Below are 13345 nucleotides of genomic sequence, written 5' to 3'. Positions count from 1 at the left end.
GCGGCAAGCCGATCACCTGGAGCCCGAGTCCGGTTACGATGTCCGCCCGAAGATGTTTCGCATCGCTCGCCCGATCCTCAAGACAGCCGCCGCCCTCACCCTGCTCTCCGGCCTCGCGCTCGCGGTCGTCGTCCTAGGATTCGCGTTTCTCTCGCGCTCCAAACACCCTCCGCTAGCGCCATGGCACCGGCTCGACCTCGAGGAGGAATTCCACGCGGGCCGAGCGGACGTGAAGTCGTTCGAGGACTACCTGCGCCTCGAGGACCGCCTCTTCGCGGAGCTCCACAAGCGCCTGCTGGACGACCCGTCCGCCGCCGATCCGTTCGTGCTCGGCCGTTACCACGCCGGGAGTCCGGCGGCGCAGCGCGCCTGGGACACGCGCTACAACCGCTCGTTCGAGCTCAAGCAGGACCACCCCGTGGGCGCGGTGCTCCTCGTGCACGGCCTCTCCGACTCGCCGTACAGCATGCGCGCCATCGCCGACACGTTCTACGAGCAGGGTTACGACGTCGTGGCGCTGAGACTTCCCGGCCACGGGACGACCCCGTCGATGCTCAAGGACATCTCGTGGCAAGACTGGTACGCCGCGGTGGATCTCGCGGCCCGCTATACCCAGTCGCGCGCCGGCCCGGGGAAGCCGTTCCTCGCCGGAGGCCACTCCACCGGCGCGGCGCTCGTGACGCTCTACGCGCTGCGCTCGCTCGACGACCCTTCGCTCCCGCGGCCGTCGCGGCTCTACTTGATGTCCCCCGCGATCGGGATCGACGACCTCGCCTTCATGACGAACGTCCTCGCGGGGCTCTCGTCGATCCCCTACTTCGAATCGTCGGCGTGGCTCGACGTCCTGCCCGAATACGATCCCTACAAGTACAACTCGTTCCCCGTGAACGCGGGCAAGCAGATCTATCGCGTCACGCGCGAGCTGAGCCGCGCCTTCGCCCGCGAGGGAGAGGCCGGCAAGCTCGGTGGGATGCCGCACGTCACCGTCTTCCACTCGCTCGTGGATGCAACCGTCAAGAGCGTCGACGTCGTCAAAGGGCTGCTCGCCCTCCTGCCCGATAACGGGAACGAGCTCGTCGTCTTCGACGTCAACAGGACCGAGAAGTTGCAAGGACTCATCGCGTCCGCGCCGATCGCGTACTTGGAGAAGCTCCGCGCGGCAACCGACGCGCCGTTCCGGATCACGCTCGTCGCCAATCGGAGCGCAGATTCCGCCGATGTGGCGACGTACTCACGGCCGGCGCGATCGAGCAAGATCGAGGTCGCGGATCTCCCGCTCGCGTGGCCGGCAGGCGTCGTGTCGCTCGGTCACGTGGCGATCCCCTTCCCGCCCGACGATCCGGTCTACGGCCTGACTCCTGCCGCCGATGGGATGGCGCCCTACCCGCTCGGCGCCTTCTCGGCGCGAGGCGAGAACGGCGCGCTCGTGGTCCCGCTCGATCTCCTGGCGCGCCTGCGCTCGAACCCGTTCTTCGACGTCATCCGCGCGACGGTCGAGCGGACGTGTCGCGAGGATTCGGGGGCTCGTTGAGGCGGCACGCAGGGTTGTGAATCCACAACCCCTCAGTGGGGCGGCCGAGCCGGCGGGGTGCAACATCGTCGTAGTTTCCGTTCCGGGAGGCGCGGGTGTGGGGTATATCCTCCAGGAATAGCCCCGAAATTCGGTGGCGAGGAGCCGTGGCCGAATCGTCTTCGGTCGCCTTGGGGAGATATTTCCGCGAGCTCCGCGAGAGGCGGGACTTGTCGCTGGCCGGTGTGTGCGCGTTGACCCGCAGCTCCCCCGAGCCGATCGACAAGGGGACGCTGTCGAGGCTCGAGCGGGGCCAGCAGACCCCCTCGATCTTCCGGCTAGGCCCGCTGTGCCGGATCTACGGGATCTCCGGCGACGCGATGCTCGAGCGGCTCGAGCTCGATCGCGAGATCGACCGCCTCGGCGGCCCCGACACGACCGGCCTGGAGTATCAGCCGCTGCACGAGGCGGGCACGGCGGCGGCGGTCCGCACGAAGCGGAAGTGGGACGCCTACGCTTTTTTCCGTGATGCCCTGCCTCTCGCCCCCGCCGAGAGGCGACCCCACGCCTGGATCAACCTCGTGACGGCCATTCGCTCGCTCGGAAAGAACGCGCTGGCGCTCCACGAGCTGCGTGCGATCGATGCAACTACGGTGCTCGAGCCGCCGCTTCGCGCCCTCCTCCAAGAGAGACTCTCGCAGTGTTGCCGCTCTCTCGGAGACATGCGCAACGCCGAAGCCCATGCGGACGCTGCGATCAGCCAAGCCCGTGCGCACGGAGACCGGAGGATCCTCGCCCACGCCTACGCCGCGCGAGGGAGCGTTGCGCTGGACGAGTCGCAGTGGACCGCAGCGTCCGACTTCTTCTTGAAGGCGCGCGCCGCCGACCGCGAGGCTGCGCAGCAGGACAGCCGTCTCGTGCCCAGCCCGTCGTTCGAGACCTACATCCTCGTCTCGCTCGCCGAATGCGCCCTCGGCCTCGGGCAACTCGCGCGCACGCGCCGGCTCGCCCTCGCGGCCAACCGTCTGAGCCGGAAGCGAGGTCTCACGCTGAGCCTCGCGTACAGCGAGATCTTTCTAGGCCGGGTCGACGAGGCGGCGGGGCGACGCGATCGCGCGCTGGACCGTTGGCGACGCGCGGCCGAGCTCGCCAAACGCATCGACCACCCGCGCATCGCATTCTCCGCCGGGGTCGAGATGCTCCGTCTGGCGATCACCGCGGGCGATCGTGCGTGGGCTGGAATCCACCGGCGCCGGCTCGAGCGCATCGCACCGTTCGTCCCACACCACATTCCCGCATATCGCGTCTATATGGGGCTCCTCGACGACGATCGGTCGGAGAAGGCGCGAGCGGAGAAGGAGAAGCGTCATGGCGTTCCGATGGAGGCTTCAAGTGCCGTTGTTGGCGGTCGTCTTCGCGTGCTCGGCGGCGCGAGCGCAGCTCATCGGCGGCGGCGGCCCCGGTCAGCTCCCAGTCCTGGAGGCGGACCCGAGCTCTAGCTGCGCCCCGCCGTTGGCGTCGGTGACGAGCCAGCAGGGCGACGACATCACCATCCTGAACACGACGGGCTCCACCACGCACGACGCGCTCTTCGTCAACGTCGTCGTGGACGGCGCCTCGCGCCTCTACACGGCACACGTCGATCTGCCTTCGTCCGCGATGATCCACCTTCACGTCCGCTTCCTCCGCTCGGTCGGCGCCCACTCGATCGCGTTGTGCGGCAACTGGCCGGTCGGCACCCATGACGGCGACGAACCGATCGTCGCCGTCGACGTCATCGTTCCAGGCCAGTGACGCTCGCGGAGGGGCGCCCACGAGGCGCCCCTCCCGTCGTCATCCGGCAAGCGCCTCAGGGGGTGGTGACGAACCGCGCGCACTCGGTGTAGCCGTAGCATCCCGCGACGCAGCCGTTCGAGAATGCGTGGAGCGAGCCGTCGGCGGCCCTGCACACGACCGGATCCCAGTTCGTCGGGCAGATGCACCCGCCTCCCGGCGGCGGGCCCTTGATCTCGAGGTCGTCCGCCGCGACGGAATACTCCACGCCGCCCAGGACGATCGCCGCCGTCGCGATCGCCGCCACGATTCCCATCGTCCATCCCATTGCACGTCGTCTCATGGTGTCTCTCCTCGAGCGGGTCTCGAATCCCGTCCCGCTTCATGCGAGAGACTTACCCTTGGCGACGCCGTCTGGGATCGAGCGCCCTTGCGAATCCCGTTGGGGATTCACAACACTTAGTGAGCCTGGATTCGATTGGGTCGGAAGCGAGAGGACTGGAACTTCCGACCACGTGCACCCCAAGCGCGATCCAAGTTCAATCGGCGAGCGGCGCGAGCAACTACCCCACCGGCCCGCCGCAGTCGCAGGCGTAATGGGGCGGGCAACAGACGATCCTGCCGTCGAAGCAATGGAGCACCTTGTTGCCGGGAGGGCAGAGCTTTGGCTTCTGTGCGGTCATCGCGAGAGCCGTGGTTCCGACGACAGCAGCACAGACGACGATCAGGACCAGCGCGACCTTTCGCATGGGACACCCCCGACGAGGAATGATTCCGAAGGTGTCATACCCGGAACAGAGCGGACGCGCAATCAAAAATGCTGAATCCCAGCGCTAGCGCGCCGTCGTAGGCGTTGAGGGAAGAACTCGTCGGGGCGAGAGGACGTAAACCTCCGGCCGCACCCAACGGACCCGTCTAGCGCGCACAACAGACTGATACGATCCTGCCTCGTGCGGGTGACACGAACGCTTCTCGCGGTCGTCTTCATTGCGGGATGGCCGCTTCTTGCGCCGACCGCGGCGGCTGACGGTGACGATGCAGTCGCCGTGCGGGCGCTCGTCGCAAGCGGGAGTCTGTCGCAGCTCAAGAGGCCGGACTTCTCCTCGAACCGCGCTGCCCTCGAGCGCTTCTTTGCCCCGAGCGCAGACGCTGCGCGCTGGCTCGCGCCCGGTGCGCCGTGGAACGAGGCACTCGACGAGCTGGCGTCGGCGCCCACTTACGGCTTGGATCCGGCGGACTACGATGTCGCGTGGTTGCGCGCCGAATTCGATTCGATCGCGAAGGGCGACGACGGCATCGAGCGCAGGGCGCGTGCCGAAGTTGCTCTCACGGTGTCCCTCTTCCGGCTGCTTTCTGACCTGCACTTCGGCCGCGTGGACCCGAAGCGGGCGGGTTTCGCGTTCAAGACCGAGCACACGCCGCTCGACCTCCCCGCGCTGGTGCAGTCGGCGATCGACAGCCATGACGTACACGCTGCCATCGTCTCGGTCGAGCCGACGTTTCCCCTCTACAAGCGTCTCAAAGAAGCGCTTGCACAGGCTCGCACGATGGCCGCGGAGCCGCTGTCGCCGGTACCGGCGCTCCCCAAGAACGTCCGCAAGATCGCTCCGGGTGACAGCTACGACGGCGTCGGCCCGATCGCCGAGCGATTGCGACTCGTCGGCGACCTTCCCGCAAGCGCGCCGAATCCGACGGACAGTCGCTACGACGGCCCGCTGGTCGAGGCCGTGCGCGCTTACCAGGAACGACACGGATTGAAACCCGACGGCATCCTCGGGGCCGGCACACTCGCCGAGCTCTCCGTCCCCTTCTCGCAACGCGTGCGGCAGCTCGAGCTCTCGATGGAGCGCCTGCGCTGGCTCCCCGGGTTCGCGCCGGGAGCCGTGATCGCGGTGAACATCCCCTCCTTCCGCCTGTGGGCGTTCGAGAACGGGCGCGAGGACGACGCCGCGGCGCTCACCATGCGTGTGATCGTCGGCGCCGCGGCTCACACGCGCGAGACCCCGGTCTTCATCGGCGAGATGCGTTACCTCGAGTTCAGCCCGTACTGGAACGTGCCGCCGTCCATCCAGCGTAAAGAGACCTTGCCGGCGCTCCGGCGCGATCCCGGCTATTGGAAGCGCGAGGACCTCGAGGCGGTGCCCGTGCGCGGCGGCGCCCCGATCACGTCGCTCGACGCGACGACGCTCGACGGCATCGCGAGCGGCGCCCTGCGCGTGCGCCAGCGCCCCGGCCCGGACAACGCGCTGGGCGGTGTGAAGTTCGTGCTGCCCAACACCATGAACATCTACCTGCACGGTACGCCCGCGCAGCAGCTCTTCGCGGAGAACCGGCGCGCGTTCAGCCATGGCTGCATCCGCTTGGAGGATCCGCCGGCGCTGGCGGCGTTCGTGCTCTCGGATCGCCCGGAGTGGACGCGCGAGAGGATCGCGGCGGCGATGAGCGCCGGCAAGATGACCACCACGAAGCTGACGCGCCCGATCCCGGTCGTCCTCTTCTACACCACCGCGATTGTCGACGCCAAGAATCGCGCGCTCTTCACCGACGACATTTACGGCTACGACGCCAAGCTCGAGGCTGCACTTGCGGCGCGATAGGAATCACTTCGTTGGTCGGGGCGAGAGGAATTGAACCGTCGACGTCATCCGTGCGACCGTCGAGAGGACGTGCCGTGAGGATGGCGAGACGCGTTGATCGGCTCGCCGTAGACTCGCGCCGCCATCGATACTTCAGGAATTGTCGGATCGGACGGTCCGTATCGACCGGACCTCGGAATCGGTTCGCACAATTAACGTGACCGTTAGGTCCATCGTCTTCGCGCTCACGTATACAGGACCGTCGATCAGAGCAGCCGTGACCGCGCCCGATGCGAGGGCGCGGCAACACGACCGACCAGCAGGTACCGCGGCGTGGGTCGGGCGGCGCGGTCGGACGTGGGTCGCCGACGGGGCGGCATCGAACCGCACAGCAGCATCTGCGAAAGGAGGGGCACACGGAGCGTCGCCACATTCACGCGGAACCCGTTGCCGAACCGACATCAATCGGATGGGAGATCGAACATGCGCGTCGTGACGAATCAGCGCCCCTGGTCTTTGAACCTCGCGATCACCGGCCTGCCCGTGCCCGAAGACGATGCACGTGCCATGGCGCTCCAGGAAACGAACTTGGTAGACCTCCTCCGCGACGCGGAGTCGATCGTCGTCGGTGTCGTCATGAGCGTCACCTCCGGCGTCAGCGCGGTCGGACTGCCATTCACCGAGATCACGCTGCACGTGGAAGAGTCGATCCGCGGATCGTTCGACGAGACCTACGTGTTCCGTCAGTTCCGCCTCACGGACGCCCGAGCGTCGGTGGCGCCGATGGTGCTCATGCTTCCGGAGCCCGAGGGGATCCCGACCTACCGGGCCGGCGAGCGCGTCCTGCTCTTTCTCGGACCGGTCGCCACGATGAGCGGCTTTCGCTCAACGCTCGGACTCGGGGTCGGGCGTTTCGTCATCGAGTCCGGCCGGGCCGAGAACGGTTTCATGAACGCGGGCGTGTTCTCGAACGTCAGCGTCGATCCGAAGGTCGTGACGGCACGGGACGCGCGCATCTTGAGGACCTCGCTGGGGGGCGTGTGCGCGGACGACCTCCTCTCGCTCGTCCGCCGGGCGGTTCAATCGTCCTGGACGAGAACCCACCGGATGTGGAAGACGAGCGACCAGCGAGAGTGAGCCCGTCATCCACGCAGGCCCCGTGAACGCTCAGTCCGTCGCGAGCATCCTGTCGTAGCTCTCGGCCATGTCCGGACGCAGCGCCTTCGCTCGATCGAGAGACTGCTGCGATTCCTCCGTGCGGCCCAACTTGCGGTACGCCCGCGCCAGCTCGAACTGGAGACGCGCCTCGCTCGGATCGTGCGCGATCGCAGACCCGTAGTGCCTCACCGCGTCCTCATAGCGCTTGGTCGCGAGGTCGAGATCGCCGCGCGTCCATTCGATATCGCGGTCGTCGCCGTGGTACTTCTCGAGCTGGTCGAGCGTCTCATACGCTTCGGCGTAACGGCCAGACTTCGTTTGTGCGAGCGCGAGATCGTGGAGGGCGGCGTAGTAATCGGGCTTCAGCGCGATGGCGCGCTTGAACGCATCGAAGCGCTCCGATTCGTCTCGCTGCGGGAACTCCGAGAGCAGGTGCGCGTGACCGTACCAGAGCTCCGGGTCGTCTGGATTCAGGCGCGCCGCCTCCCGGGAGTGCTCGATCGCCTTGGGGATGTAGTTCCCGGCGTTGAGCTTCTTGACGAGGGCCGCCTGCTCCACGTAGGCGGGTGCGGTGGCCGGGCCTCCGTGCGGCATGCTCATGATGAGCTCGTAGTTCCGGCGCATGCCGTTCCGATAGATGTCGGCGTAGGCACCCGCGAGGTTGTATTGCGCCTTCCAATCGTTCGGGTCGATCTGGACCGCTTTTTCGAGATACTCCTGCGCCTCGTCCGGACGTTTCATCTGACGGAGCACGAACCCCACGCTCCGCATCGCTCGACCGTCGCCCGGACGCAACGCCACGGTCCGCTTGAAATAGTCGAGCGACTCCGGGTACGCACGAAGATCCTCGTACGCCATCCCGACTTCGACGAGCACGGTCGGATCGTTCGGCGAGATGCGATCCGCGGCGAGCGCGGCCTCGAGCGCCGACTGCACACGGTTGGCGTCGAGGTAGGTGACGCTCAGGCCGATGTACAAGTCTCGAGACCCCTTCGGATCGATCTGGAGCCCGCGGCGGTAGGCGGCCACGGCGTCGCTAAGACGATTCGCTCCGTGGAGGCAATCACCCGCGCGCACGGCGTCGGCGAGGGACTTGACGGCATCCGTAGGGCAGTTGCCCTGGGGCACCTCCGGCGAGGCCGGCGCTACGGCGTGGACCGGAAGGCCGATCATGGATCCGAAGAGCACGACCGTGACGATCGAAGCGACGATCCGCATAGGACTCCCCCTCTGATCGAACTAGCGCAAACATTGTTTCCGGGGAGTCCGGGCGCAAGACAGGGTCAGAGCTGGGTCTTTGTTCGACGCCGTCGAATTGTCCGAGAGAGATGGATTGGTCGGGGCGAGAGGATTTGAACCTCCGACCACTTGCACCCCAAGCAAGTGCGCTACCAGGCTGCGCCACGCCCCGACCCTGACTGAAGCCGCGGCATGTTAGGGGACGGATCGAAGGACCGTCAAGACGCCGGCAGTCTCAACGCCCGCTGAACGGTCGCTTGCAATCGATTGCCATAACGGCGAATCTTTCCGCACTTGAGACCACGACCGTTCGCCTCCCCCGCCCTGCGGACCGGCCTCGTGGTCGTCGCCGTCGCGCTTTCGGCGTTTCTCGTGGCACGGTCGCAGATCTGGGGCGATCAGTGGAACCTCTTGAGGCGCGGGTGGGAGCTGGCCGCGAACGGCCACCTCGTTCCCTACGGCAACCCGACGTCGAGGATCGGTGGGTACGAGCCGGGGCCGGCGACGAGCCTGCTGGTCGGCTTGCCGCTCATGGTGTGGCACGACTACCGAGCGCCCGCATTGTTCGTCGCGCTCACGCATCTCCTGGCGTGGTGGCTGGTCGATCGTGTGATGCGGAACGTGCTGTCGCCGCGCGAGCGATTGTTCCTGTTCGTGCTCTACGCCGTGGGGCCGTGGCGGATCTTCTTCTCCGGGTTCGTCTGGAATCCGAACTTCCTCTTTCTCGTCGGCGCGATTCACCTGGCGACGTCCTGGGTGTCGCGGGAGCGGCCGTCGTTCGTCGCCAGCGCGATCCAGGTGGTGGCGATCGGGATCGGCTTCCAGCTCCACATCTCCGCGGCGATGCTCGGCCTCGCGACGCTGATCCTCGCCTACCGAGGCGTCGTGAAGCTGAGCTGGCTCGGTGTGGGCGCCGGGGTCGCGATCGTCGCCGCGAGCTTCGCGCCCTGGGTCGTCGCGGCGCTCGCCGATCCGTCGATCATGCCGCACACCGACGCCGGGAGCGGCGGAATCGGCGTGTTGCGTCTCCCGGTCAGCATCTTCCGCTGGTTCTATTACACCTGCGCGTTCGGCTCCGTCTGCTGCTCGGAGAAGATGACGATCTTCGATCTCTCCCACGCGCTGGGCCCCACCGTAGGGCCGGTGGTGACGTCGATCGCGCGGTTCATCGTCGAGGTGTTCGGAAATCTCTCGGTTCTCGTTCCGGCGATTCTCGCGTGGCGCTTCTGGCGCCATCCCGCGAGGTGGTGGAAGCGCCGGCCGCCGTCATCCTCTCCGCGACGCTTCATCGATGAGTACGTGCGCTGGGTGCTGATCGCCGCGCTCATCGCGTGCGTGCTCGATCCGCAGCCGGTCATGATGTGGTGCCTGCTCGTCGTCTTCCACGCCGCGGTCTATCCGGTCGTCCACGGGCTCGCGGTGCTTTCGCGGAAGCCGAGATGGAGGTGGATCCCGCGGGCGGTCCCCGCGGCGATCGCCGTCTTCCTGACCTTCGACCTGATCTTCGCGCTCGGGAGCGTGCCCTATCAGTTCGGCTGGCACCTCCAGATCGCGACCGACGCGCACGCGCGCGACCCCATGGCGAAGGAGCTTCGCATGGAGCGGATCATGGTGCGGCCGGCCGACGTGGCCGTGAACCCCTAGACGGAGCCTTCGAGGACCGCCTGGAGCCTGTCGGCAACCCGCCGGCACCGGCGCTGAGCGGCGTCCCTGGCTTCGCTGAGCGCCGTGCAGCGGCTCTGCGCGGCATCGCGGGATTCGCTGAGGGCGATCAGCTCGCGCTTCAGGTCTTCGATCGCGCCCAGCGCGGCGTGGTGCTCCGCCCGCTCGGCGCCGACCTCGACCGCGGCGGCCTCCGTGGTCTCGGCCGCGCGCTCGCGCCCTTCGAACAGGCTCGCCGGAGCGGCGGGAGGCTCGACCGCGTCGGGGACGACGATCGGGGCGTCGTCGAGGATCTCGGGCGCGACGGTGACCGGCGGACGGCGCGGCCTGACGGGACGCTCCTCGACGATCGTGGCTTCGTTTCCCTCGATCGCCTTCCTCGCGCTCGCGATCGTGTACTCCTCTTCGTAGAGGAGCTTCTTGATGCGGAGGATGAGGTCGATGTCTTCCTTGCGATAGACGCGCTGGCCCGCGCGGTTCTTCTCGGAGGCGAGCTGCGGGAACTCGCTCTCCCAGAAGCGCAGGACGTACGGCTGTGTATCGGTGATCTGACAGACTTCCGTAGCTTTGTAGTAGAGCTTGTCGGGTATCGCTTTAGGCTCCATGCGCGAAGTTTAACCGTGCGGGAACGCGCCGTAAACCGTTTTCAGCGCGGCGCGCCGGGAGCGTCGCTCTGGCCCTTCCGGCCGTAGTCGTCCTCGAGACGGACGACGTCCTCGAGCTCGGGCGTCGAGACCTCGAAGAGGAGGACGTCGGTGACGGCGCGGAAGCGGTGGACGGTCGTGGGCGTGATCCGCTGCGACGATCCGGGCTCCATGCGGACGACGCGCTGGTCGGCGCCGCGTCCGAGGACGAGGTCGAGCGTTCCCGACTGGACGAAGAACGCCTCGTCCTTGACGTCGTGGTACTGGAGGCTGAGCTGCGAGCCCGCCTTGATGAAGAGGACCTTGCCCGCGTAGCGGTCGGTGCGCGCGAAGCGCAGCTCGTATCCCCACGGCTTGTCGACGCGTGCGATGCTCACGTGCGATCGTCCTTTCCGACTGCGGCCCGGTCCGGCCCCGAGCACCTTTCTTCCATCGCCCGCGCCATGGCGGCCACGTCGGTGGCGCGGATCGCCTCGCGGACCGCCGGGACGGAGCGCGGCGGGCAGGATAGCTCGCGAAGGCCGAGTCCGAGAAGGGCCGGCACGCGCTCGGGCACCGCCGCCAGCTCGCCGCACAAGGACACCGGCACGCCGCGCGCGCGTCCCGCGCGGACGACGAAGCGGATCATGCGGAGGATCGCCGGGTGGAGCGGATCGTAGAGCGACGCGACCGCCGAGCTCCCGCGGTCGACCGCGAGGGAGTACTGGATGAGGTCGTTCGTGCCGATGGAGAGGAAGTCCGCCTCGCGGAGGAGGAGGTCGGCGGTCATCGCGGCGGCGGGCGTCTCGACCATCGCGCCGAGCGGAACCCCCTGGCGGCACGGAACGCCTTGCGCGCGGAGCGCCTCCGCTTCGCGCGCGACGATGCGGCGGACTTCGACGATCTCATCGAGCGACGTGACGAGAGGAAGGAGAACGCGGATGTCGGCCTCGGCCGCGGCGCGGAGGAGGGCGCGGACCTGCGGCACGAGGAGCTCCGGCCGCATGAGGGAGAGGCGAAGGCCGCGGGCCCCGAGGGCGGGGTGATCCTCACGGCCGCCCAGGACGTCGTGGAAGTACTTCTCGCCGCCGAGATCGAGGGTGCGGATGATCGCCGGATGCGGCGCGACCCGCTGCGCCAGCTCCAGGTAAGTTCGATACTGGTCGTCTTCGTCGGGGATCCGCGGCGCCGAGGCGACGAAGAGGAACTCGGAGCGGTAGAGCCCGATCCCACGCGCACCGTAACGGAGCGCGGCGCCGGCTTCGTCGGGGAACTCGACGTTCGCGCGGAGGACGACCTCGACGCCGTCCTTCGAGACGGTCGGAACGTCGCGGCTGCGCTCCCACAGGGCCTCCCGCTCGGCCCACGCGGCGCGCCGGGCCTGCGCCGCGTCGAGCGTCTCGGGGCTCGGATCGACGATGACCTCGCCGCGATCGCCGTCGACGACGACCGTCGCGCCGCGGGCCACCGCTCCCGCGAGATCGCCGAGACCGACGACCGCGGGGAGGCCGAACGCGTGCGCGAGGATCGCGGTGTGGCTCGTCGGGCCGCCGAGATCGGCCGCGAGCCCGACGACGCCGCCCTGGGCGAGCGCGACCGTGTCCGAGGGTCCGAGCGCATGGGCGACGACGACGAGCGGTCCGTCCGGCGGCGCCGGCTCGGGCTGGTCCGGGCCCATCAGGCGCAGGAGGCGGCGCTCGAAATCGTGCAGGTCGCCGCCACGGTCGCGGAGGTAGCCGTCTTCGATGGTCTCGAACCGCGCGCGGAACGCGCCAAGCGTCGCGTGGATGGCCCAGGCGGCGGATGCGCCCTCCTGCGTCACGCGCCGCTCGACCTCCTGGACGAGGAGCGGGTCGTCGACGAGCAGCGTCTGGGCCTCGAGGATCGCGGCGTAGCTCTCACCGAGGCTCGCCGCGAGACGCGCCCGGAGATCGTGAAGCTCGTCGCGCGTCCTCGCCCGCGCCGCCGCGAATCGCCGCAGCTCGTCCTCGGGGCTCTCCGTGCGCCGGCGTCCCGACGGGGCCGCGGGCGATCCCGGATCCCACGGGAGCGCCCGCCCCACCGCGACCCCCGGCGAGACGCCGACCCCGCGGTGGACGCGCGCGCTCATTCGTCCTCGCCGAACCGCGAGCGGATGAGCTCGACCAGGGCGCCGGCGGCCGCGGCCTCGTCGTCGCCGGACGCCATGACGTGGAGGCGCGTTCCCTTCGCCGCCGCCAGCGTGAGGAGCCCGAGGATCGATTTCCCGTCGACGCGCGTCCCGTCCTTCGCGACCGTGACCCGGGCGGCGAACCGGCTCGCGAGGTGGACGAACTTCGCCGCCGCCCGCGCGTGCAGGCCCAGCCGGTTCACGATCGTCACCTCGGCCTCGGTCATCGCGACTCCCCGCCCTCCTTGCGCTCGAGGACCTCGGAGGCGACCTGGATCGCCTCGCGTCCCTGCTGCGCGATCCTCCTGACGGTCTCGTCGAAGCCGTCGACCTTCCGCAGGTTCGCGAACTTGACGAGCATCGGGAGGTTGACCCCGGTGACGACGTCGACCTTCCCGGGGTCGAGCATCGAGAGCGCGATGTTCGTCGGCGTGCCTCCGAACATGTCGGTGAGGATGAGCACCCGGCCGTTGATCGCCACCCGCGAGATTCCCTCCTCGATGCGGCGCGTGGCGTCGGCCACGTCGTCGTCCCAGTCGAGGGAGATCGAGCCGAGGGCCGGCACGTCGCCGACGATGCGCCGCACCGCGTGCGCGAGTTCGTCCGCGAGCTTGCCGTGCGTGACGACGAGGAGTCCCGGAGCGCCGTCTTCCAT

General features: G+C 68.4%; 14 protein-coding genes and 1 tRNA gene. 6 read left to right on the top strand and 9 right to left on the bottom strand.

All coding sequences use genetic code 11. From position 1 onward, the window contains the following. Positions 1 to 52: 52 nt before the first annotated feature. The 3 genes from VFV19_14735 to VFV19_14725 all read left to right on the top strand — a co-directional run bounded on the left by VFV19_14735 (position 53) and on the right by VFV19_14725 (position 3304). Entirely contained in the window at positions 53 to 1531 is a 1479-nt protein-coding gene (locus VFV19_14735; GenBank protein HEX4825556.1) for an alpha/beta fold hydrolase, read from the top strand. Between the two features lie 146 nt (positions 1532 to 1677). Next, positions 1678 to 3009, top strand: a complete 1332-nt coding sequence (locus VFV19_14730; GenBank protein ID HEX4825555.1) for a helix-turn-helix transcriptional regulator — start codon at positions 1678 to 1680, stop codon at positions 3007 to 3009. Positions 3010 to 3022: 13 nt separating this feature from the next. Beyond that, positions 3023 to 3304 (top strand): hypothetical protein, encoded by a 282-nt coding sequence (locus tag VFV19_14725; protein ID HEX4825554.1) that lies wholly within the window; start codon positions 3023 to 3025, stop codon positions 3302 to 3304. Positions 3305 to 3359: 55 nt separating this feature from the next. Here VFV19_14725 and VFV19_14720 read toward each other — a convergent pair whose 3' ends face one another. Together VFV19_14720 and VFV19_14715 are read right to left on the bottom strand one after the other, a co-directional pair. After that, positions 3360 to 3626, bottom strand: coding sequence for a hypothetical protein (locus VFV19_14720; GenBank protein HEX4825553.1), 267 nt, complete (start codon positions 3624 to 3626; stop codon positions 3360 to 3362). A 220-nt stretch (positions 3627 to 3846) separates the two neighbouring features. Then, entirely contained in the window at positions 3847 to 4032 is a 186-nt protein-coding gene (locus tag VFV19_14715; protein ID HEX4825552.1) for a hypothetical protein, read from the bottom strand. A 201-nt stretch (positions 4033 to 4233) separates the two neighbouring features. Here VFV19_14715 and VFV19_14710 point away from each other — a divergent pair, with 201 nt between their 5' ends. Continuing rightward, positions 4234 to 5880 carry a L,D-transpeptidase family protein gene (locus tag VFV19_14710; protein ID HEX4825551.1) on the top strand — a complete coding sequence of 549 codons (1647 nt, stop codon included), beginning with the start codon at positions 4234 to 4236 and terminating at the stop codon, positions 5878 to 5880. Positions 5881 to 6342: 462 nt separating this feature from the next. Continuing rightward, entirely contained in the window at positions 6343 to 6996 is a 654-nt protein-coding gene (locus tag VFV19_14705; GenBank protein HEX4825550.1) for a hypothetical protein, read from the top strand. Between the two features lie 30 nt (positions 6997 to 7026). On the opposite strand, the gene VFV19_14700 is transcribed toward VFV19_14705, so the two are convergent. Further along, positions 7027 to 8235 carry a tetratricopeptide repeat protein gene (locus tag VFV19_14700; GenBank protein ID HEX4825549.1) on the bottom strand — a complete coding sequence of 403 codons (1209 nt, stop codon included), beginning with the start codon at positions 8233 to 8235 and terminating at the stop codon, positions 7027 to 7029. 116 nt (positions 8236 to 8351) lie between these two features. Then, a tRNA-Pro gene (locus tag VFV19_14695) sits at positions 8352 to 8428 on the bottom strand. A 122-nt stretch (positions 8429 to 8550) separates the two neighbouring features. On the opposite strand from VFV19_14695, the gene VFV19_14690 reads away from it, so the two are divergent. Further along, a complete protein-coding gene (locus VFV19_14690) occupies positions 8551 to 9900 on the top strand; it encodes a hypothetical protein (protein HEX4825548.1) in 1350 nt (449 codons plus the stop codon). Here the strand turns inward: VFV19_14690 and VFV19_14685 are convergent. Genes VFV19_14685 through VFV19_14665 form a run of 5 tightly spaced genes read right to left on the bottom strand, consistent with a single transcriptional unit; the run spans position 9897 to position 13345 of the window. Further along, on the bottom strand, positions 9897 to 10523 hold the full coding sequence (locus tag VFV19_14685) for a MerR family transcriptional regulator (GenBank protein HEX4825547.1): 627 nt from the start codon (positions 10521 to 10523) through the stop codon (positions 9897 to 9899). The genes VFV19_14690 and VFV19_14685 overlap by 4 nt on opposite strands. 41 nt (positions 10524 to 10564) lie before the next feature. Further along, complete coding sequence (locus VFV19_14680) at positions 10565 to 10939, bottom strand: cupin domain-containing protein (GenBank protein HEX4825546.1); 375 nt, start codon at positions 10937 to 10939, stop codon at positions 10565 to 10567. Then, positions 10936 to 12651, bottom strand: coding sequence for a phosphoenolpyruvate--protein phosphotransferase (ptsP, locus tag VFV19_14675; protein ID HEX4825545.1), 1716 nt, complete (start codon positions 12649 to 12651; stop codon positions 10936 to 10938). Before ptsP ends, VFV19_14680 begins: the two co-directional genes overlap by 4 nt. Next, positions 12648 to 12917 (bottom strand): HPr family phosphocarrier protein, encoded by a 270-nt coding sequence (locus VFV19_14670; GenBank protein ID HEX4825544.1) that lies wholly within the window; start codon positions 12915 to 12917, stop codon positions 12648 to 12650. Before VFV19_14670 ends, ptsP begins: the two co-directional genes overlap by 4 nt. Continuing rightward, the gene (locus VFV19_14665; protein HEX4825543.1) at positions 12914 to 13345 is read right to left on the bottom strand and encodes a PTS sugar transporter subunit IIA; all 432 of its coding nucleotides are present in this window, start codon (positions 13343 to 13345) and stop codon (positions 12914 to 12916) included. Before VFV19_14665 ends, VFV19_14670 begins: the two co-directional genes overlap by 4 nt.

The organism is Candidatus Polarisedimenticolaceae bacterium, assembly GCA_036275915.1.
Lineage (GTDB): Bacteria > Acidobacteriota > Polarisedimenticolia > Polarisedimenticolales > DASRJG01 > DASRJG01.
The sequence above is the reverse complement of the archived record's forward strand: the minus strand, read 5'-3'. Positions and strand labels throughout refer to the sequence as shown.